This is a genomic window from Flavobacterium sp. RSP49 (assembly GCF_003968735.1).
GTDB lineage: Bacteria > Bacteroidota > Bacteroidia > Flavobacteriales > Flavobacteriaceae > Flavobacterium.
Genome location: NZ_RYDN01000004.1, coordinates 143764 through 166423 on the forward strand (window position 1 = coordinate 143764; position 22660 = coordinate 166423).

Below are 22660 nucleotides of genomic sequence, written 5' to 3' on the forward strand. Positions count from 1 at the left end.
GTATTTCAATTATAAAATAAAACCCAAATTTAGATAAGATAATTCTATTATCCGTTAATTTTAAGTTTCATTCCTGGTTTGAGTTCTTCTCCGCGAATACCGTTCCATTTTTTCAGATCAGAAATAGTTACGCCTGGGTATTTTTTTGAAATACTATACAACGAATCTCCTTTTTTTACGTAGTAATCAACGGTTTCTTTTTGGGATAACCCAGAACCATTTGTTTTTTTCTTAAAATAACTTATCGTTGGTCTATTTGTATTTATTACAGGCTCCCCTTTGGCAACAATCAAAGAACTTCCTAAAACGATGGTCTGTCCGGAAATTTTATTCCATTGTTTCAGAGTAGACGCAGAGGTGCCAAATTTCTTAGCAATACGCTCTAAATTGTCTCCTTTTTGGACTTCGTATTCAATATTCTTTACAACCGGAGTAACTGTCAAATCATTTGTAAGCGCAGCATTGCTACTGCCCATATTTAATGATGTTCCTAATAGCACATTAGCGTCCGAAAGGTTGTTCCATTGTTGAATTTCAGCGACAGTAACCTTGTTTTTTTTGGCAATGGTATTTAAATTATCTCCTTTTTGAACTATGTAATACGCCTTGCTTTCAGTAGATGCTACAGCTGCGTTTTCCTCTAATGACGCGGCAATTTGCTTCTCCGAAAGGGCTTGTATTGGATCTGAATTCTTTTTTACTTCATCAGAAACAGTCCCTTCGTTGCTGCTAATTTTTAGGTTTTTACCATACACGATAACATTGCTGCTTAGCGCATTCCATTGTCTTAAATCAGCAATACTAACATCGTATTTACTGGCAATAGCTCCCAGATTATCTCCTTTTTTCACTTTGTAATACTGGGTTGTATGGGATTGCGCTATTCTTTGACTACCAGTATCTTCGCGTTCTTTTTTGGTTGTTGTTTTTGTAGCAAAATAGGGCTTCTCTCGTTTGCCGGATTCGTATTCTGTATAGGCATAAATCGGACTTTCATTAGAGGCAAAAACAGCAATTTTTTCTTGGGGCAATCTCAAATAATGATTTTGATCATGATAAAAAGGAATTATATCAAGCTTGTAAGAGGGATTTAAAACCTGCAATTGAACCACAGGAACATCAAGTAAATCTGATATTTGCTTGAATGTAATTTGCTTCTTGATCAGGATAGTATCCGTAGTAAAATGCTTTATGGTAGCCCGCTGGGGCACGATTCCGTGTTCCTTATGGTATTCATAAAGATACATGGTTGCTAAGAAAGCAGGTACATATCCTTGGGTTTCTCTGGGAAGATTTTTCCTGATATTCCAATAATTTTGCTGACCACCGGAACGTCTGATCGCTTTGGAAACATTTCCCGGACCAGAATTATAAGAGGCCAAAACCAAATCCCAATCTCCAAATATTTTGTACATATTGGTCATATATTGGGCTGCTGCCTCGGAAGCCTTTAAGGGATCGCTGCGTTCATCCACATACGAATCAATTTTCAACCCATACTGTTTTCCGGTTTGATACATAAATTGCCACAGTCCAGTTGCTCCCATTTTTGAAACTGCTTTTGGATTTAAAGCAGATTCCACAACGGCTAAATATTTTATCTCCAAAGGAACATTTTGTTTGGCCAAAGCCTCCTCAAACATGGGAAAATAGTATTCCGAAGTGGCCATTAATCGTTCAAAAGATTTTTTGCGGTATTTTAAAAATGATTTAATAATATTTTCCAAACCTTGATTGTACTCAATATTAAACGGCGATTTTGCATTCATTGCCGCCAGTCTTTCTTTCAGCAGTGCTGTTGGTAACTCATAATCTACTTTTTCATCTATATTTATGTTTTCGATGTCTTCTGTAAGATTATTATATAAATCTAAGTTGGTCATTTCGTTCATCCACAAACTGTCTACACAAGATGCCAGATCATATTCAACAAAGGAATTTTTAATAGAATCTAAATAGGATAATTTGGTGTCAATTTTTTCAATCGCTTTATTTTCAGTTGCTTCCTGCGAAAACAAATGAATTGATAACAACAGAAAAAGCGATAATGTGGTATTTTTTATAGTCATATTTTAAAGATCAAAGACCTATATTTCAAATGATTAGAAGTCTTATTTTTACAAACTTAGTAGGTTAAAACTAAAATTTCCTTTAAATATTGTTAAAAATATAATTTTTAGGTCCTTAGTGCTGAATTTATACTTGTTTGTGGGTAAAATTGCTTTAAAGATCCAATTGTGAAACTTAAAAAAAACCTCAGTGATAATAAGGTGTCGCTGAGGTTTTTACGCATGTGATAAAATAGCTGCTGGATTTGAATTCTATTTAAATATCAAAACGGCTTTTATTTTTACTGTATTTATTAGTCTAAAATAGCTGCAATTCCGGGTAATACTCTGCCTTCGAGCATCTCTAGCATTGCTCCTCCGCCTGTAGAAACGTAACTCACTTTATCCTCCAGCCCAAATTGTTTTACAGCTGCCACTGAATCCCCTCCACCTACAAGAGAGAATGCTCCGTTTGCAGTAGATTCTGCAATAAAGTTACCCAATGTAATTGTTCCGTTAGCAAAATTTTCCATTTCAAAAACACCCAATGGACCGTTCCAAAGAATCGTTTTAGAATCCATGATTACTTTTTTGAAGTTTTCCAATGATTTTGGTCCAGCATCCAATCCTTGCCACCCGTCAGGAATTGCTTTGACATCCACAATCTGGGTTTGAGCATCATTTGAAAAAGCATTTGCCGCTACGACATCAACTGGAATGTGGATTTGAACTCCTTTTTCTTTAGCTAATCTCAAGATTTCCAAAGCCAATTCTTGTTTGTCATCTTCACAAATCGAATCGCCAATTTTACCGCCTAATGCTTTCACAAAAGTAAAAGTCATTCCGCCACCAATAATCATGTGGTCTACTTTATCCAGAATATTCTCGATTACGGTAATTTTAGAAGATACTTTTGATCCACCAAGGACTGCTGTTACTGGTTTTTCGCTGTTTTTTAAAACTTTGTTCAAGCTTTCTATTTCTTTGGCCAATAATAATCCAAAACATTTTTCGCTTGGAAAAAACTGCGCAATAATTGTAGTCGATGCGTGCGCTCTATGCGCTGTACCAAAAGCGTCGTTTACAAAAATATCACCAAGTGACGCCAGTTCTTTTGCAAAAGCAACATCACCCGCTTCTTCTTGGCTGTGAAAACGTAAATTTTCTAACAATAAAACTTCTCCAGCTTGCAATTTATCGGCCGCAGCTTTCGCTTCTGAACCAATACAGTTTGAAGCGAACTGAACCGGAACTCCAAGAATTTCAGCAGTTGTTTTCAAAATGTGTTTCAAAGAGTATTTTTCTTCCACTCCTTTTGGCCGACCTAAATGCGACATCAAAATCACGCTTCCGCCTTGCGCAAGAATCGCGTCAATAGTAGGTTTTGCAGCTTCAATACGCGTGGCATCCGTTACATTGAACTTTTCGTCCAACGGCACATTAAAATCAACCCGAATTATGGCTTTTTTATTTGCAAAATTGAAATCACTTATGGTTTTCATCAGTCTGTTTTTTAGTTTGTTTTTTTGAAAGAGAAACAAATATAGAACTTTTAAATTATTAATAAATTAGGGAAAATCATATAAAATCAATTTTTAGTAACGAAATCGATGTAAATTAATAAATAATGCTTTTATTTGTTGATTTATCTGGATATTGTTTTAAATAAAGGCTTGTTAAATTTTTAAAATAAAACATAAATTGACACTTCTATAAACTAGCTTCTGCTGAAACTTTGCCTGCTAAAATTTTAGACTACACCATTTTCTGCTATCTTTGCTTCATGCAATTTTCAGAAATTTTAGGACAAGAACACATCAAAAGTCATTTGACAAAAAGTGCTGATTTGGGCAGAATTCCCCACGCACAACTATTCGTAGGTCCGGAAGGCAGTGGTACTTTACCCATGGCGATTGCGTATGCACAATACATCATTTGCAGCAATCAAAACGGAGAGAATTCCGGTTCAAATGAAGCGTGCAACCTGAAATTTCAGAAAACTTCCCATCCTGATTTGCATTTTATTTACCCGACTGTCAGTACTGAAGAAGTAAAAACAAAACCCAAAAGCATTGATTTCATAACGGAATGGCGACAGTTTATAGAACAAAATCCGTACGGAAGTTTGTTTGATTGGTACCAAATGCTAGGTGTTAAAAACAAGCAAGGAGAAATTAGGGTCGATGATGCGCAGGAAATCTTGAAATCGCTGGCTTTAAAATCTTATGAAGGCGGATACAAAATAATGATTATTTGGATGGCTGATAAATTGAATATCGCTGCTTCTAATAAATTACTGAAATTATTGGAAGAACCTACAGACAGAACGGTTTTTATCCTGATTTCAGAAAATGAAGAAGATATTATTCAAACGATTCGTTCCCGTTGCCAAGTACTACATTTTAATGGTTTGAGTGAAACTGTCATTGCGGAGGCCTTGGTTTCAAAAGAAAATACGAATTCTAAAATAGCTTTAAAAATAGCGCATCAGGCACAAGGAAATTTCAATAAAGCATTGCAATTAATACAACCGGACAGCGAATCTGTTTTTTTTGAAAAATGGTTTGTCGATTGGGTTCGTGCGGCTTTTAGAGCAAAAGGAAACGCCGCTGCCATTCAGGATTTGATCCAGTGGAGCGAGCAAATTGCTGGTTTGGGAAGAGAAACCCAAAAAAAGTTTTTACATTTTTGTATTGATATGTTTCGTCAGGCCTTGTTGCTCAATTACCAAACGCCAAGTTTAGTCTACATGGAACCACAAGTGGAAAAATTCAAACTGGAGAATTTTGCACCTTTTGTAAATGGCAACAACATAAATGATATTTTTAAAGAACTTTCAGAGGCGATGTATCACATTGAACGCAACGGAAACGCTAAAATTATTTTAACCGATTTATCAATAAAACTTACTCGTTTAATTCACAAAAAATAAAAAAATGAACAATATTACTTCTATTTTGATTTTAATTTTCCTGGCCATCACTTTCCTACAGTCCGGATACGACAAATTGTTTTATTGGAAAGATAATGTCGAATGGTTAAAAGGTCATTTCGCTAAAACACCATTAAAAAACCATGTACCTTTAGCATTACTAAATATCTTGATTTTAGAATTAATTTCCGGTATTTTATGTGTAGTAGGCTGTGTGGAACTGTTCGTGAATAACGGAAGGATTTTTGGTTTTTACGGAGCCGTTTTCTCTTGTATCACGTTGTTGATGTTGCTTTTCGGACAGCGATTGGCCAAAGATTATGATGGAGCCAGAACAATTGTTATTTATTTTATCCCTGCAATATTGGCCGTTTATTGGTTAAACTAGACTTTACAACTTATTATTTTGAACAATAATTCCTTTTTAAATAAAAAAATGACACCAAAACACCCTTCAGAATCCCTGACGATATTAACTGATTTGGTTTTACCAAGCGAGACCAATCCTTTGAACAATCTTTTTGGTGGCGAATTATTAGCCCGTATGGATCGCGCAGCAAGTATAGCGGCACGCAGACATTCCCGAAGAATTGTAGTTACAGCATCCGTAAATCATGTTGCGTTCAACAGAGCCATTCCGTTGGGAAGTGTCGTTACTGTTGAAGCTAAAGTTTCCAGAGCTTTCAAAAGTTCAATGGAAATATTCATTGACATTTGGGTTGAAGACAGAGAATCCGGTAATAAAACCAAAGCCAATGAAGCGATCTACACTTTTGTAGCAGTAGACGATACGGGAAGACCCGTTGAAGTACCCCAAATTGTTCCGGAAACCGAAATAGAAAAACAACGTTTTGAAGCTGCATTGCGACGCAAACAGCTGAGTTTAGTTTTAGCCGGAAAAATGAACCCCCATGATGCAACCGAATTAAAAGCGTTGTTCGTGTAAGAAGCAAAATACAACTGACTATTTTTAATTGATAAATAGATTTAAAATATTCTTGAAAGAGAAAATTTTAAATCAAAAAAGAAGTATTTTTACAAAACATATATTCAATATACAAATGAAATTATGGGATAAGTAATCATCCTGTCAGTTTCTTACCGTTATAAACCAATACAAATAGATGAAAGAAAAGGTAAAAGAAAAGATGAGTTCAGAGAAAGAATCTAAATTAAAAGCGCTACAACTTACGCTTGATAAATTAGACAAAACCTACGGAAAAGGGACAGTAATGAAAATGGGCGACAAAGCCATTGAAGAAGTAGAAACTATTTCTTCCGGGTCTTTAGGAATCGATTTGGCATTAGGAGTTGGAGGCTATCCAAGAGGTAGAATTATTGAAATATACGGTCCGGAATCTTCTGGAAAAACCACATTGACGCTTCATGCTATTGCTGAAGCTCAAAAAGCAGGTGGAATTGCAGCTTTTATTGATGCAGAACATGCTTTCGACAGAAACTATGCGGAGAAATTAGGCGTAGATATTGAAAACTTAATCATATCACAACCTGATAATGGAGAACAAGCGTTAGAAATTGCGGAGAACTTGATTCGTTCCGGAGCAATTGACATTGTTGTCATTGACTCGGTTGCAGCTTTGACTCCAAAAAGTGAAATTGAAGGCGAAATGGGAGATTCTAAAATGGGATTACACGCCCGTTTAATGTCTCAAGCATTGCGTAAATTAACGGGAACCATCAGTAAAACAAATTGTACAGTTTTCTTTATTAATCAATTGAGAGAGAAAATTGGTGTGATGTTTGGAAATCCAGAAACGACAACGGGAGGAAATGCATTGAAGTTTTATGCTTCGATTCGTTTGGATATTCGTCGTTCTACTCAAATTAAAGATGGAGATAACGTCCTTGGGAACAGAACCAAAGTAAAAGTGGTGAAAAACAAAGTCGCTCCGCCATTTAAAATCGCGGAATTTGACATCATGTATGGGGAAGGAATTTCAAAAACAGGAGAGATTCTTGATCTTGCTGTTGAGTTTGAAATCATCAAAAAAGCAGGATCTTGGTTCAGTTACGGTGAAACTAAATTAGGACAAGGTCGGGATGCTGTTAAGTCTTTGATTAAAGACAATCCGGAATTAGCGGATGAATTAGAAGAAAAGATTAAAGCCAGAATAAAAGAATTGGCAGAAGCATAAAAAGTAAAACCCGTCTCGTACCTAAAAAACGAGACGGATTTTTTTATTTTTACACGCAACCTTTTGTTGAAATTTTGATCTTTTGCAAAACAGCTTAGAATTCAATTAAGAAACTGAATTGTATAAATTTAAAAAATTAAGAAATGAAAAAAATTGTGCTTTTTATTCTGTTCATTACAACCTTGACCGGATGTTCCATTGATAATGATAATCAAGATTCTTATAGCTTTGAAGTGCTGCCTATAGATAGCTACACATTACCTGAAAAATTCATATTGGGAAATACCTATGAGATAAAATTAAAATATACAAGACCAACCGAATGTCATTTATTTCAAGGGATTTATTATGACAAAAATTTGAATGTAAGAACCATAGGCATTCAAACGGCAGTGAATACTAGTCAAGTTTGTACGCAACAAATACCTTCACCATCAGAGGTTTCTTTTAATTTTTATGTAACCAATACCGGTTCTTATATTTTTAAATTTTATAAAGGAGAGGATGCTAATGGAGAAAATATCTTTGAAGAAGTAGAAGTTCCAGTCGTTATGAATTAATTCTTGAATAAAATTGTTGCGGTTAGACCAATAAATTATTGACTGTAAAAAGCTATTAGGAGTTTACTTGATACATTCGAGTAGTTATCCGGATGCCGAAGAAAATTTACAGATTTGAAGCAAATCCATTTTAGCACTAATGTGAGTACCGGCTTTAAATACCGAATTGTAAAATCATTTCAGATTAATTTTGAACCTATGGTAAAGTATCAAATAAATACTTTTTCAAACAACTCTAGAGACTTTAAACCGCTATTTATTGAGTTGTATTCCAGGATCAGTTACAGTTTTTAAAATTTATTTAGAGTCGAAAGCAACTAATTGGTCGTAAATGATTTCGCGTACTTCTTCTCGAATTTGTTTCCTGTCTGCCCCTGTTTTTCCCAAAGTTTCCACATGAGAATGTATTTTTACCCGCATAAATCCTGGACTTCCTCCCCAAAAAGCATATGGAAATCTTTTTTTATTGTCTCCAAAAGTAATGGGAACAATGGGTATTTGATGCTCAATTGCCAATCGGAAAGCACCATCTTTGAAAGTGTCCAGCAAGACTGATTCATCACATGGAACGCCACCTTCTGGAAAAATACAGATACTCAGTCCTTGATTAATTCTTTTTTGAGCGCGATTAAAGACTTCCATTTTACTTTTTGAAGAATTTCTATCCACCAAAATACAGGTTCTTTTATAGAAAAAGCCAAACAACGGAATTTTTGAAAGTTCTTTTTTACCTACAAAAACAAACGGATTTCTTGTCAGGACAAGCATCAGCATAATATCAGCCATGGAGGTATGATTCGCAACAATCATGTAACTTTTTTGGTACTCCATTGCTTGTGTTCTATCTATTTTATAATGAAAACCCATGCCAAAAAGAATGAATTTTGCCCAAATACGAGCCATCTTAAAAAAATAAGGATACCCGTTTTCAGTCAAAATAGACAGCACCAGAAAAGGAAACATCACCAATATAGGAATGGTCATCAAAATATAAAACCATACACGCCATAGCGCCCAGAAAATAATTTTTAATGCTCTCATAAGGTCAAAAGTAAGAAATCAGATGTTATGATACTCAAAAATATTCTTGCGTTTTTCAACATATAAGTATTAGTAAGTTCTAATTTACTGCTCAATTATAATATCTTCGTTTAACCACCAAGGTTTTATTGACTTAAATGTCTGATATGGTTAAAAGAAATTACTAACACGATTTAAAGTAACTTGATTTTTATAATTTGCAAATTTGCGGTAAAAAATAAAAAACTTTGCGAACTTTGCGGTAATAGTTAAAAATCATAATGGCAAAAATACTTACAGGCGTTCAAAGTACCGGAACTCCGCATTTAGGAAACTTACTTGGTGCAATCATTCCCGCAATAGCACTATCAAATAAACCGGAAAACGAATCGTTTCTTTTCATTGCTGATTTGCATTCAATCACGCAAATAAAAAACGGCGAAACTTTAAGAACAAATACTTACAGTACTGCTGCTGCTTGGCTTGCCTGTGGTTTGAATGTAGATAAAGTCGTTTTCTACAGACAATCAGATGTGCCACAAACAGCAGAATTATCCTGGTATTTAAGCTGTTTTTTTCCTTTTCAACGCTTGACATTAGCGCATTCTTTCAAAGATAAAGCGGATAGACTGGAAGATGTCAACGCTGGTTTATTTTCGTATCCAATGCTGATGGCGGCAGATATTTTATTATACGACGCCGAGTTTGTACCCGTAGGAAAAGACCAATTGCAGCATGTTGAAATCACGCGTGATGTAGCGTCCCGTTTCAACCACCAAATGGGAGAGACTTTTATACTTCCCGTAGCAAAAATTCAGGAAGACAGCATGCTGATTCCCGGAACTAACGGCGGAAAAATGAGTAAATCAGCTAATAATATTATCAATATATTCTTGGATGATAAGTCCTTACGCAAACAAGTTATGAGCATTGAAACCGACAGCACGCCGCTGGAAGATCCTAAAAATCCGGATACGTGCAATGCGTTTGCCATTTATAAATTATTGGCAAATCAACAACAAATCGACACAATGACTGCCAATTACTTAAATGGAAATTACGGTTACGGTCACGCCAAACAAGCGTTGTTTGAGTTGATTATAGAAACTTTCAAAACCGAAAGAGAAAAATACAATTATTACATGAACAACCTTCCTGAAGTAGATGCTTTACTAAAAATTGGTGCTCAAAAAGCTTCGGCTGTTGCCAATGGAGTGTTGGCAAAAGTGAGAGAGAAATTAGGATTTGAGGTTTAAACAATCAATTTTTAAAACATATAAGTCATATAAGTTTTTTTAAGTTTAATACTATTTTATTAAAGCTTTCATGACTTATATGTTAAAATCAAATCGCCTCAAACAATTTCCCCGGTAAAGGCCGTATCACGCCTTTCAATTCCATATTCAACAGCATTCCTGAGATTTTATAAATAGGAAAATCACAGCGCAAAGCAATAATATCCATTAGTTCTTTCCCTGTTTTAAGGAGGTAGTCGTATACTTTTTGTTCGTCTTCCTCTAAGCTTACAAACAATTGTTTTTGTATGGGTTTGGATTCCTTCTGAATGTCCCAATTCAAAATATAAACCAAATCAGCGGCACTAGTCAATACATTTGCTTTTTGAGTCTTTATGAGGTTGTTGCAGCCTTGGCTATACTTATCTGTAACACGACCCGGAACCGCAAAAACATCACGATTGTAATCATTCGCCATGTTTGCAGTGATTAACGATCCACCTCTATCGGCAGATTCAATTACAATCGTCGCTTCAGACATTCCTGCAACGATCCTGTTTCTTCGCACGAAATTTTCTTTATCCGGATTGGAGGAACTCCAAAACTCAGTCATAAAACCACCGTTTTGCTCGACTTTAGCAACATATTTTTTATGGGTTTTCGGGTAAATTTGGTTTAAACCATGAGCAACAACACCAATGGTTTGTAGGTTATTTTCCATTGCCAATTGATGCGCCACAATATCGACACCGTAGGCAAATCCACTTACGATTATAGGATCGAGTGGAGCCAAATCTTCGATCAGTTTTCTACAAAATTCAGTACCGTACGAGGTAATTTGGCGCGTTCCTACAATGCTGATTATTCTTCTGTTTTTTAAATTGATATTTCCAGATGTGAATAATAAAAGTGGTCCGTCAATACAATGTTTCAACCGATCTGGATATTCTTCGTCCTGAAAATAAACCGCATTGATTTCATTTGCTTTTATAAACTCCAGTTCCTGAGTCGCTTTTTCGAAAACTGATTTATCTTTTAAATTTTTCAGCAAAACAGATCCTACTCCATCAATAGCAGCGAGTTGCGATGCTTTTGTATTAAAAACCGCTTCTGCTGTTCCAAAATGGGTAAGCAGTTTTTTGGCTATGATGTCGCCCACGCCCTCTATTCTTTGCAATGCCAATAAATAAAATAAATCCTGCTCTTTCATGCTAATTATTTGAAGGTGAAATGTATAAATTTTTATGCGGATTGTTAATAAAAATTGTAAATAAAATTTTGATACCTATTTTCGTTGTATAACTTTGTGAGTATGAAAATCGAACTATACATCGCGCAGCTTTTATACCGTTATCAATGTGTAACCGTTCCGGGTTTCGGAGCTTTTTTGACCGAAATTCAATCGGCTAAACTAAACGAAAGTACAAATTCATTTTCTCCTCCCAAAAAAAAGATCGCTTTCAATGCTAATTTGAAAAACAATGATGGTTTATTAGCCAATCATATCGCTTTAGCAGAGAAAACGTCTTATGAATATGCCGTTAGTGCCATTCAATATGAAGTTTTTACTTGGAAAAAAACATTAGAAGAAAATGAGCTTTTTTCTATCAAAAATGTAGGTGATCTTCATTTGAACGCGGATAAAAATATAGTTTTCACTCCATACGACCAAACGAATTACTTAACCAGCTCTTTTGGGTTGGCTCCCTTTGTTTCACCACTTGTAAAAAGAGCAATCTTCGAAAAAGAAGTAGAAACAATTGAAGAAAAAGCAACCATCACTATGGTTCCTGAAACCAGAACAGCAAATCCATATTTAAAATACGCCGCTATTTTTGTGTTAGGATTAGGACTTGCGGGAAGTGTTGGTTATCCAATGTATCAAAATCAAATTGCCTCAGAAACGATTCTTGTTGAAACTGCCGTTCAAAAACAAGTTCAAAATAAAATTCAGCAAGCCACATTCTTCATCGAAAGTCCGGTTCCTGCTGTTACACTATCCGTAAAATCGACTATCGAAGCAAAAATGCCGTATCACATTATGGCCGGAGTGTACAGGGAAGAAAAAAATGCGGATAAAACACTGCGGATTTTAAATCGCTTAGGATATGATGCCAAGCGAATCGCTCCTAACCGAAACGGTTATTTTCCGGTTTTGTATGGCAGTTACGCCACATTTTCTGAAGCAGAAAAAGCAAAAAAAGAAATCAATGAAAAGCACAATCCAGAAGCTTGGATATTGATTCAATCACTATAACTAAAAAACCCTATTCTTACCGAATAGGGTTTTTTAGTTTTAAGGCTATTCGTTTTTAATTCAAACTTGCTTTGTACATCCTCGCTTCTTCCCAGGAGAATTTATGACCGTATTTTTCCATCAAAGCATTCAGTGATTCTTCTTTATATCCTGCAAAAGCAGCTGCTAAATACTGCATTTTATCCTCCGATAAAACCTCTGTAATTGAGACCGCTTTGGTTTGTATCAGCTTTACAAAATGGGTGTAAATCGTTTGTTTGGTCAGCACTCTGATAGTTACAATATCCGCAATTGATTTCTTTTCGACCCACAATTCATAGGTTTCCTGCACCGTTGTTTTTTTAGGTACCGTTGTTTTTGCTTTTTTCGAAGTATAACGCTCTATGTCTTTATCATCGGCAATCAAGGTTATATTTAATTCCTTGAATTGATTTTGTATGGCTTCGGTCTTGCGGATGATGTAATTTTTTATTTCTGAAGAGGTCAATTTTTCTTTCGAAATGGCTTCTCCTGCCACAACGGTTTCTATCAATAATTTGGCCTTCATTAAGCGTAAAACGGCTTTGGTTTGCAATTCTTCCAGCACGATTAATTCATCATAAAACGTTTTTACTTTTTTGATGCGCTTTACTTCTTCAATTTTCCAAAGAATCTCAAAAACCAGCTCGTCCATTGGTTTTAGGAAATAACTGAAAGCGGCTTGAATGCGTTCCGATACATGATTCAAATCGACCGTTTCCTGACCAAAAAGGGTATTCAACTGCGAAATGAATTTTTTGGATGGATCTAAAAGCTGTTCAATGATTTCTGTTTGCTTTTTGGCCCAAACGGCGTGTTTGGATTTCTCTGAAATTTCTGATTTTTCGTTATAACTGAATTTATGATTGCGCCATTCCTGAGCCAAATCGTTCCAATCAAAGGTGTTTGTCAGATAGTTATGGATGAAATTTTTGGTTTCAAAATGCAAGGCATTCTCTAAAAACGAATCCGAAGCTTTATTCAATGAGTAATCCATGACATCCTGATCGTTTGAAATGCCATTCATACGCAACGGAGATAGTAAAATAAGCCCTTCTAGTGAGCGCAAACGAGATAATGCCACATAAGCCTGTCCGGGTAGAAAAACTTGCGAAACATCCAGTGCTGCTTTATCAAAGGTTAGTCCCTGGCTTTTATGCACCGTAATCGCCCATGCTAATTTGATGGGATAGTGCACAAAAGTTCCCAAAACCTCTTCATCAATTTCTTTAGTGGTTTCATCTACTTTGTATCGAATGTTTTGCCATTCATATCTTTCAACTTCTATAGTTTTATTTTCTTCCGGAAAATGAACCAGAATTTCTTTACTCGAAAGGGATTTGATAACGCCCATTTTTCCGTTGAAATAGTGTTTATCAAAGGATAAATCATTTTTTACAAACATGATTTGCGCGCCCACTTTTAACTGCAATTGTTGTTCGACGGGAAATATCTTATCCGGAAAATCTCCGGTAATCTCCGGCTTATAAACCACCAGCTTTCCCTCCAGATCTTGTAAAGCCTGCGCGTTCATCGTATCGGCTTTGTTGTTGTGCGTGGTTAATGTGATGTATCCTTTATTTGCTTTTAAATCGAAATCGGGTTTTACATATTGGTTTAGGGTTTGAATGTCCTGCTGTGAAATCTCATTGTTGCGCAGGTTATTCAAAACTGAAATAAATGTATCGTCAGTCTGGCGAAAAATCTTGGACAATTCAATGTATAAAGGCGGATTTTGTTGCACGACGTGCGAATGAAAAAAAAATTTTCCTTTGTAATAGGTTTTCAGCGTACGCCATTCTTCGTCCCGAATGACCGGCGGTAACTGCAATAAATCACCAATATATAAGACTTGAACACCTCCAAAAGCGGTGTTGCGCTTACGTACTGTTTGCATCATATAATCCATTGCATCCAGCAAATCCGCACGAAGCATACTGACTTCATCGATAATCAATAATTCCATATTGCGAATCACCGATTTCTTCAAACCACTCATTTTGAAATGCCTGCGCAAGGTAGCTTTGGTTTCAAATTTAGTACTTTCGGAAAATTGAGGTGATGAATTATCTGGAATAAATCCTCCAAACGGCAACTGAAACATAGAGTGAATCGTAACACCTCCTGCATTTAGCGCCGCAATTCCTGTTGGTGCCACCACAACGGTGTTTTTGTGCGTGGTTTGGATAATTTCCCGTAAAAGGGTGGTTTTTCCCGTTCCTGCTTTACCGGTCAGGAAAATGGATCGATGGGTTTGATTGATGAATCGTAAGGTATAAGCGGCGGCTTCTGAAATGGTTTGCATTGGGCGTGTGTATATAAAGCTAAAGTATTGAAAATTAAGAACACTATTGGAATAATTGGAAAACAATTACGATTATAACTCGACTGCTTTTTAGCCCGGATAGCAGCGAAAATCGGAGAAATCTAGAAAAAACACTTGCTACACGAGAGATTACTTCACTATACTTTATTTCAATTGGAGTTCAGTGAACTACGTTTATCGCGGATAGCCGGATATGGTTTCAAAAAAAAAGCCTTCAATCTAACTATAGACGAAGGCAATCTTTTGAATTAATAATAAAAAAATTTATTTTTTATCCGCTGCTGTTTCTTCCGTTTTTGCAGGAGCTTTATATTTATCGTTCAAGGCTTTGATAATTTCTTTTGTGATATCAAATTTATCTTCTGCGTATAAAATTGAGGCTGCGTCACCGGTTCCATAGATGTAGGCATATCCTTTTTCTTTACCGTAGGATTTAATAAATTTTTTCACACCACTTACCAGAGAATCCATTTCTTTCCCGCTTTCTTGCTGCAATTCCTGAGACAACGCTTGTTGTGCGTAGCTCAATTGTTGTTCTTTTTTTTGCAGTTCAGCTCCTTTTTGTTGTGCCCAAGCCTGCCCGTTAGCTTGTGCCTGAGCTTGGAAACCTGCTGCTTCTTGCTTGAATCGATTAATTTCAGCCTCTAGCTGTCTTCCTTTTTCTTCTGCTTTTGTCTTGTATTTTGCTTCAAGATCTTTGGCCTCTGTATATTCCTTCATTAATTCAGAAGTATCTACGTAAGCAGTTTTCACTTCCTTAATTTCTGCTGGTTTGTTACAAGCAACAATTGAAATTGATAATGCGATAATTACTAATGCTTTTTTACTCATGTTTTTAATATTTATTTTTTGGTATTGCGTTGCCAGTTCGCTAACGCTCGTGTCGTGAATCTTCGATTTCATTTTGATGGATTTCTAGTTTTGAGTATTGGTGACAAAAATATAAAAAAATAGATAGTATTGACATAAAGTTTGAAAAATGCTGCTTTTTTATGATATAAGATTTTATTATTGTGATTCACAAATGCATAATCTATGACTATTAAAAACGAGCTTCATATCTTTTAAATAAACGAATTAGTTTAAAAATCTGATATCACCTTCGATTTCATTAAAAAACACGCTTAAATACACTTAAAATGATTTTTAGGTGTTTTTTAGGATGTAAATGTGTGAAGAATACTCAGAATTCTTCTTCGCTTCCCAATTTGATTGCAATCCAACAAAAAAGGCTTTTATATAATTCATTTTTCCGGTTTTGTATTTTTCCGAAAGCAAAGCAACATAAAACGAATCAAATTTCATGGGAAGCACTTGTACCAATTTCATTTCTTCTTTCTCGAAAAGCATTTTTATAGCCGTTTTAGAAAAATGCCAAAAATGAATTGGCACATCATAAGCGGCCCAAAACGTTCCGTAATGTTTTGCATCGAAGGATTTAAAATTTGGAACAGCAATAATTAAAGTTCCATTAGGTTTTAATAATCGTTTGAGTTCTTTGATTTGGTTTTCCAAATTAGGAACGTGTTCCAAAACATGCCACATCGAAATCACATCGAAAGAATGATTATCTAACTCACTGGTTTCACCAACAAATGAAACGCCTTTCTTTTTGGCAATTGCTTTTGCTTTTTCACTTGGCTCTACTCCTATGGCATGCCAACCGTTTTCTTTGGCCACAGATAAAAAATCCCCTGTTCCGGCACCTATATCTAAAATACTCCCTTTGTTGGATTGTAATGAATTAATTAAATTCAATTTATTTTTAAGTGCAATAATTTTTATAAAATGATATGCTTTTTCAAACAGAGATCGTTTGCTATCGGTGTGCGAAATATAATCCACGCTTTCGTAATACTTGCCTAAATTTTCTAAACTGGGTTGTGGAGACGTAATCAGCATATCCAACTTCTCGTCATGATACAAGTCGAAAATCTCCTGAGAAACAGAATAATCTTTAACGGTTAAAAAAGGCTGTTGGGTTGAAATGTTCATTAATTAATAGTCTTTTATATTTTTAATTTTAAACAAAACCCTGAAAACACATACGAATGCTTTCAGGGCTGAATTATTTATTTTTATGATTCTTTAATAATTCCAAGGCTTCACAGCGTAGTTTCACGTGGAACAAATTTTAGTGTTCCGTGTTCAGAGGCGGTATTCAGTATAAATCGACAATTAAACTGATCACTATAAACTGACTACTGATCACTTTCTAACGCCCCATATAAATCAACAATACTGAAACATCACTTGGCGAAACGCCACTGATTCTTGAAGCTTGAGAGATGGTTACAGGGCGAATCTTGCTTAGTTTTTGTTTGGCCTCAATTGACATGGACTTAATTTTATCATAATCAAAATTTTCAGGGATTTTAACATCTTCTAAACGAAGTAACTTATCAGCATTATTTCTTTCTTTTTCTATGTAACCAGAATATTTCACTTGGATTTCGGCTTGTTCTAAAATTTCTTGATCCACATCATTGGCGGCAACATAAGCTGCTACTTTCTCGAATTTCATCATGTCCTCTAAATCAATTTGCGGACGAGAAAACACTTTGAACATCTTATCCCCTTGCGAAATCAGCGCCGTCTCTTTTGCTTCTAAAACTGGATTTGCTTCCGCAACCGAAACACTCGTTTCTTTGAAGAAGGCAACCATTTTTTTAGATTCATTTAGTTTGTGTTCCATTCTGCGCAAACGTGCTTCTGAGGCCAAACCTATTTCATGTGACATGGGAGTTAATCTAAAATCGGCATTATCCTGACGCAACAGCGTTCTGTATTCTGCTCGAGACGTAAACATTCTGTATGGTTCTTCAGTTCCTTTCGTAATTAAATCATCAATTAAAACTCCGATATAGGCTTCGTCTCTTTTTAAAATTAAGGGTGCTTTTTCATGCACTTTCAAATGCGCATTTATTCCGGCCATCAGTCCTTGAGAAGCTGCTTCCTCATATCCTGTAGTACCGTTTATTTGACCAGCGAAATACAATCCCTCAATAAGTTTTGTTTCCAAAGTATGCTTCAATTGTGTTGGCGGGAAATAATCATATTCAATTGCATACCCCGGACGAAAGAATTTTACTTTTTCAAATCCTACAACAGAACTCAATGCCTTGAATTGAATATCCTCTGGAAGCGACGTTGAAAATCCATTCACATAAACTTCACAGGTATTCCATCCTTCTGGTTCTACAAACAGTTGATGTCTTTCTTTATCCGCAAAACGATTAATTTTATCTTCAATCGACGGACAATATCTTGGTCCCATACTTTTTATTCTACCGTTAAACATCGGCGAGCGATCAAAACCTTCTCTCAAGATATCGTGAACTTCAAGAGATGTATAGGTCATATGACACGATTTTTGATGAATCAACGGCGAGGTCACATCAGAATAGGAAAATTTATCCGGCTTCGCATCTCCTTTTTCTTCATTCATTTTTGAATAATCCAAAGATCGTCCATCAACTCTTGGAGGCGTTCCTGTTTTCATTCTCCCTGATTGAAACCCAGCAGCAACTAAGTCTTCAGTAATTCCATGTGCAGCACTCTCGCCAGCTCTTCCGCCACCAAATTGTTTTTCGCCAATATGAATCAATCCATTCAGGAAAGTTCCATTAGTCAACACAACCGACTTAGACCGAATCTCTACTCCAAGCGAAGTTCGGATTCCTTTTATTTTTCCGTTTTCAATAATCAAACCTTTCACCATTTCCTGATAAAAGTCAAGATTTGGAGTTCCTTCAAGCATCATTCTCCACTCCTCGGCAAAACGCATTCGATCACTTTGAACACGCGGAGACCACATTGCAGGGCCTTTGGATTTGTTCAGCATCTTGAACTGGATTGCAGTTCTATCTGAAACAATTCCCGAGTACCCACCAAGCGCATCAATCTCACGCACAATTTGTCCTTTGGCAATTCCGCCCATTGCAGGGTTACACGACATTTGGGCAATATTCTGCAAACTCATTGTTACCAACAAAGTTTTTGAACCCAGATTTGCAGCAGCGGCAGCAGCCTCAGAACCGGCGTGTCCTGCGCCCACAACTATCACATCATATTCATTTAAAAACATCTTCTTTTATAATTTAATCCGTATTAAGGATTGTGATTTTCAAATTCATCATATTGTTCCACGTGAAACATTGCTTCATTAATCTATAGATCTAAACTAAATGTTCCACGTGAAACACTTTGGATTAAAATAAAGAAAATACTATTATTTCAACTAAAACATAGCGATTTTTTCATCTTCTTTACTACGCATTAAAAGCTCCTCCGACTCTCCTTTGTCTTTGTAGCCACAGTAATGTAAAATTCCGTGAACTAAAACGCGCTTTAATTCTTGCTCAAAAGAGACATTGAAATCAGCAGCATTGTCTTTCACTCTTTCGACAGAAACAAAAATGTCACCGTGCAACTCATTACCCATAGAATAATCAAAGCTAATGATGTCCGTTAATGTATCATGATCGAGATACTCAACATTGATTTTGTGCAAATACTCATCATCACAAAAGATATAATTTATCTCTCCTTCTTTCTTGTTCTCGGAGGTAATAACATTTCCCAACCAAGCAACTGTAGCTTCTTCGTTGTCTAAATTAAAGTCGGTTTCGTAATTAAAATTGATCATTTTTTATTAAAATATTCTTGAACCTTTTTATTAAAATTCGAGCGCAAAGGTAACGATTGTCTATTTAATATTTCTATGCTATTCAAATAATCTAATAAAGCAGCTGGCAGCGCATTAGATTGATTGTTAAACTCCTTTTTATTGGTTTCAGATTGACGCTTATTTTCCTCCCCTTGTTGCTGAATAGCGGAATTTAATTTCAACAATTCCTGTTTCACATTCAATATCTTTTGAAGCGTTTCGTTCATAAAGCCTTTATTCAATAATTGCTTTTCAATTTGCTTCATTTGTTCCAAAGCGCTTTGTCCGTTACCACCCAATCCTTGTTTATTCAATTCGTTTTGCAATGCTTCCCTTAATTGCTTTTGCTCTTTATAAATTTCCATTATAGCTTGTGCATCACCTTCGCCACCCTCCCTTTCTTGTCTGGTTTCTCCTTGTTTTCCTTGTTTACCATTTTGTCCTTTTTGACCGTCACCAGGCTTCTCTCCTTTCTTAATTCCGTCTTTCATTTTCTTGCCAAGACCTTCTTGCTTTTTAATAATATCCGGTAGTTGCATTCCTTGTCCTTGACCTGGCTTCGGTTTCCCAGAACCCATTCCTGACATTTGCATTTGCATATTGTAAAGCATGTCACTGAGAAAATCTGCTAGTTTGTTAGCCGATGAAATCGAATATTGTTGGTGAGACAAACCTTTTGGAACTTGAGCGTCGGTTAAACTAGATAACGATTTGTCGACGTTGTAAACTACATTACCAATTTCTTTGGTAATATCCTCCGCAATTTTAGGATTACGCAAGGACATCGCAAATAAACTATCGTCAACATGCTTGAACTGTTGCTTTAAATCCTGTTGAATTTTTATGTTTTTATTGAACGCTGGAGACCCTGATTTATGCCTTTTGAACTGATTCATCAAATCTTCCTGTGACAAAGAAAAAGCTAATAAATTATCTACGATTTGTCGCAACATGACAACATCTTCCTGCAACTGTTCCATATCTCCTTTATCCAAAGTTTGCGCCATTTTTTGCGCCATTTCTTTCATCTTTTTAGAAGCACTTTTTTGGTTTAGTTTCGCTTTATCCTTTTTATCTTTATTCAATTCCTCAGCAGCTTTCTTTAAATCATCATCAATACTTTTTACTTTAGCATCATCCTTTGGTAAATCCAATGGTGATTTTAATTCCTTATTTTCTTTTTCCAAATCATTTAAATCTAATTGAATTTTATCAAACTCCGCATTAATATCTTCCTGTTTATCGAGTTTATTTTCATTTTCATCATCAGATAATTTGTTTAGTTTTTTAGAAAGCTTGTCTAGTTTTTCACCTAACTGTTCCGCTTTCTTTTCAACATAAAACTTCTTAGTCAACTCTACCAACTGTTCTAAATTCTTAGTCTGGTTTTTACTGTTTTGTTTAAATTTATCCAACTTGGTCAACAACTCTTCATTCTGAATTTTATCGTTCAATTCTTTCAACTCGTCTAAAAGCTTTTGGGTTTTTTCCAATTCTCTTTCCGCTTTGTCCATTCGGTTTTGAAGCACTACTTTTAATTCATCTTTTTTATCCGTTTTGAATTGCTCCAAGTTGTCATTCATTTTTTTTGTAAATTCTTTCATCATCTCATCCTGTTTCATTTGACGCTTGATAAAATCATTTATTTTTTGCTGATCTTTGAAATCCAAATTTTCTTTCTCTTTTCCGGTTTTTTGCAACTTTTCTATATCGGACATTTGCTTGTCCTGGTTTTTTAAAGACTTCTCTAAACTGTTAATGTTGTCGTTTTGCTGCTGCAAAATTTGATCTTCCTTTTCTTCATCTGTGGAAACACGATTAAAGAAAACCGAAGACTTCGTACTTTTAAAATTGTGAATCGCATCGTTATCAAAAACTTCAAAATAATACTCATAAGAAACCCCTTGCTCCACCGAAAGATTACTTGGAAACGAAAACACGAATTGGTCAAAAGCACTTTTCTTAATAGCAATTGTTCCACGTTTTGCGGTTTGTGGTTTCTCTATTTCGTAATAAACAATCTGAAGTTTAGACAATCCATAATCATCCGTGATTTGGCCTAAAACATAGTTCTTAGCAATCTTCAAACTGTCCGGTGTATTATTCACATTGATCGTTGGGAACTGATCTTTGATAACTGTAAGCTGATAATTGAGTTTTTCGTGGTTTTTTACCTTATCATTTGAAGTAAATATTTGATAATCTGTATTTTGAAGTATATTTTTGGATAAAATAAAGGAGTTTTCTGTTTTCGAAAAAGAAGATTTGGAAATTCCGCTCATCCACGCAATATTATGGGTCGCTTGAGTTTCTATTTTCCAAGTTACACGCGTTCCTTCAGAAATAACAGCATTTCCAGTTCCATTTATAGTTTCTGTTTTTTTATTCAAATATGAAGGAAAGTTCAATTGCATTTCGAAATTAGCAATCAAAGGAACGGTAATCACTTTCAATTCATAATCCTGCGAAGCAATCGCATTTCCCTCCACGTGAAACAAAATATTTCCTGAAGGCTTTCCCATCTTAAATTGAAATTCTCCTGTTTTAGTAGATTCCATGAAATAACTTTCATCGCCAATGAAAATCATTACATTCTCCGGAGCTATCTTTCCTTCGGTTTTAATGCGAAGGATAAAATCCTTTCCTTGCTCAGTTTGTAAATTCGAATTTAAAACTACGAATTTAAAAGGAGCCGGTGGTAAAAAAGCCGAATTGAAATGCACTACTCTATTCAAACTTTGAGAAATCATGCTGCTGTTTCCAGAAAAATAAAAGAAAGAAAATAACAAAATTGGAATTAAAGCAAAAGGGAAATACTTTCTGTTAACATTATAATTTATGGCGTTACCAAAAGGAATTGGTTGCAATGCATTGGCTTTTTGTTCAATCGAAGCAGCTAATAACTCCGATTTACTTTGATGAATATCCGAATCTGCCAATTGCAGGAAATTAGTCAACTTATCACTCACTTCCGTAAAGTGATTTCCAATAATTTCCGAAGCCTGATTGTAATCGATTCCTTTTTGAAGTTTGAATAATTTAAAAATGGGAAACAAAATAAAACGGAACAGCAAATAGACTTCTACTCCAATGAAAGTCCAAAATAAAATGGTTCTTCCTATTGGCTTGAGCCAAAGAAAATATTCGACAAAAAGCGTAAAAAGGAAATACAACAATCCTAAACCGACAAAGAAAATAGTTCCCCGTATCAATTCGTTGGTATAAAACTTCCTGATGAAAGCTTCTAATTTTAGATAAATAAATTCCTGACTTTCCAAAATTTATGCTTTGTTTGTTGTAACGAATAAAAGTAATAATTTATATGCTGGCAATTATCCAAATTCCAAAATATCTGAATCAAAGATTGAAGTCTCTTGGCAAACAGAATCAACGTTTTTACCGCTAATTCGCTAATTTTTATAAAAAAATCTATATTAAA

General features: G+C 35.4%; 17 protein-coding genes. 7 read left to right on the forward strand and 10 right to left on the reverse strand.

Annotated elements, in window-relative coordinates; translation table 11 throughout:
• Positions 1 to 47 precede the first annotated feature (47 nt).
• Together EKM02_RS03880 and EKM02_RS03885 are read right to left on the reverse strand one after the other, a co-directional pair.
• Positions 48 to 2069 (reverse strand): LysM peptidoglycan-binding domain-containing protein, encoded by a 2022-nt coding sequence (locus tag EKM02_RS03880; RefSeq protein WP_126452278.1) that lies wholly within the window; start codon positions 2067 to 2069, stop codon positions 48 to 50.
• A 293-nt stretch (positions 2070 to 2362) separates the two neighbouring features.
• The gene (locus EKM02_RS03885) at positions 2363 to 3550 is read right to left on the reverse strand and encodes a phosphoglycerate kinase (RefSeq protein WP_126452280.1); all 1188 of its coding nucleotides are present in this window, start codon (positions 3548 to 3550) and stop codon (positions 2363 to 2365) included.
• A 281-nt stretch (positions 3551 to 3831) separates the two neighbouring features.
• On the opposite strand from EKM02_RS03885, the gene EKM02_RS03890 reads away from it, so the two are divergent.
• The 5 genes from EKM02_RS03890 (at position 3832) to EKM02_RS03910 (ending at position 7696) form a co-directional block, all read left to right on the forward strand.
• On the forward strand, positions 3832 to 4980 hold the full coding sequence (locus EKM02_RS03890; RefSeq protein WP_126452281.1) for an ATP-binding protein: 1149 nt from the start codon (positions 3832 to 3834) through the stop codon (positions 4978 to 4980).
• A gap of 4 nt (positions 4981 to 4984) precedes the next feature.
• On the forward strand, positions 4985 to 5368 hold the full coding sequence (locus tag EKM02_RS03895) for a DoxX family membrane protein (RefSeq protein ID WP_126452282.1): 384 nt from the start codon (positions 4985 to 4987) through the stop codon (positions 5366 to 5368).
• A 48-nt stretch (positions 5369 to 5416) separates the two neighbouring features.
• Positions 5417 to 5926 (forward strand): acyl-CoA thioesterase, encoded by a 510-nt coding sequence (locus EKM02_RS03900; RefSeq protein ID WP_126452284.1) that lies wholly within the window; start codon positions 5417 to 5419, stop codon positions 5924 to 5926.
• A 202-nt stretch (positions 5927 to 6128) separates the two neighbouring features.
• Positions 6129 to 7136, forward strand: coding sequence for a recombinase RecA (gene recA, locus EKM02_RS03905; protein WP_126452335.1), 1008 nt, complete (start codon positions 6129 to 6131; stop codon positions 7134 to 7136).
• A gap of 143 nt (positions 7137 to 7279) precedes the next feature.
• A complete protein-coding gene (locus tag EKM02_RS03910) occupies positions 7280 to 7696 on the forward strand; it encodes a membrane lipoprotein lipid attachment site-containing protein (RefSeq protein ID WP_126452286.1) in 417 nt (138 codons plus the stop codon).
• Positions 7697 to 7993: 297 nt separating this feature from the next.
• On the opposite strand, the gene EKM02_RS03915 is transcribed toward EKM02_RS03910, so the two are convergent.
• Complete coding sequence (locus EKM02_RS03915; RefSeq protein WP_126452288.1) at positions 7994 to 8737, reverse strand: lysophospholipid acyltransferase family protein; 744 nt, start codon at positions 8735 to 8737, stop codon at positions 7994 to 7996.
• 260 nt (positions 8738 to 8997) lie between these two features.
• Here EKM02_RS03915 and trpS point away from each other — a divergent pair, with 260 nt between their 5' ends.
• Positions 8998 to 9972 carry a tryptophan--tRNA ligase gene (gene trpS / locus EKM02_RS03920; RefSeq protein ID WP_126452290.1) on the forward strand — a complete coding sequence of 325 codons (975 nt, stop codon included), beginning with the start codon at positions 8998 to 9000 and terminating at the stop codon, positions 9970 to 9972.
• An 88-nt stretch (positions 9973 to 10060) separates the two neighbouring features.
• On the opposite strand, the gene dprA is transcribed toward trpS, so the two are convergent.
• Complete coding sequence (dprA, locus tag EKM02_RS03925) at positions 10061 to 11161, reverse strand: DNA-processing protein DprA (protein WP_126452292.1); 1101 nt, start codon at positions 11159 to 11161, stop codon at positions 10061 to 10063.
• A gap of 102 nt (positions 11162 to 11263) precedes the next feature.
• Here dprA and EKM02_RS03930 point away from each other — a divergent pair, with 102 nt between their 5' ends.
• Positions 11264 to 12208, forward strand: a complete 945-nt coding sequence (locus tag EKM02_RS03930; protein WP_126452294.1) for an SPOR domain-containing protein — start codon at positions 11264 to 11266, stop codon at positions 12206 to 12208.
• Positions 12209 to 12263: 55 nt separating this feature from the next.
• Here the strand turns inward: EKM02_RS03930 and EKM02_RS03935 are convergent, their stop codons facing one another.
• The 6 genes from EKM02_RS03935 to EKM02_RS03960 all read right to left on the reverse strand — a co-directional run bounded on the left by EKM02_RS03935 (position 12264) and on the right by EKM02_RS03960 (position 22499).
• Positions 12264 to 14531, reverse strand: coding sequence for a helix-turn-helix domain-containing protein (locus tag EKM02_RS03935; RefSeq protein WP_126452296.1), 2268 nt, complete (start codon positions 14529 to 14531; stop codon positions 12264 to 12266).
• 285 nt (positions 14532 to 14816) lie between these two features.
• Positions 14817 to 15383, reverse strand: coding sequence for an OmpH family outer membrane protein (locus tag EKM02_RS03940; RefSeq protein ID WP_126452337.1), 567 nt, complete (start codon positions 15381 to 15383; stop codon positions 14817 to 14819).
• A 315-nt stretch (positions 15384 to 15698) separates the two neighbouring features.
• A complete protein-coding gene (locus tag EKM02_RS03945; protein ID WP_126452298.1) occupies positions 15699 to 16547 on the reverse strand; it encodes a class I SAM-dependent methyltransferase in 849 nt (282 codons plus the stop codon).
• A gap of 220 nt (positions 16548 to 16767) precedes the next feature.
• On the reverse strand, positions 16768 to 18639 hold the full coding sequence (mnmG, locus tag EKM02_RS03950) for a tRNA uridine-5-carboxymethylaminomethyl(34) synthesis enzyme MnmG (RefSeq protein ID WP_126452300.1): 1872 nt from the start codon (positions 18637 to 18639) through the stop codon (positions 16768 to 16770).
• Between the two features lie 153 nt (positions 18640 to 18792).
• Complete coding sequence (gene ybeY, locus EKM02_RS03955) at positions 18793 to 19200, reverse strand: rRNA maturation RNase YbeY (RefSeq protein WP_126452302.1); 408 nt, start codon at positions 19198 to 19200, stop codon at positions 18793 to 18795.
• Positions 19197 to 22499: a hypothetical protein gene (locus EKM02_RS03960; RefSeq protein ID WP_126452304.1), complete on the reverse strand. Its 3303-nt coding sequence runs from the start codon at positions 22497 to 22499 to the stop codon at positions 19197 to 19199. Before EKM02_RS03960 ends, ybeY begins: the two co-directional genes overlap by 4 nt.
• Between the last annotated feature and the right edge of the window lie 161 nt (positions 22500 to 22660).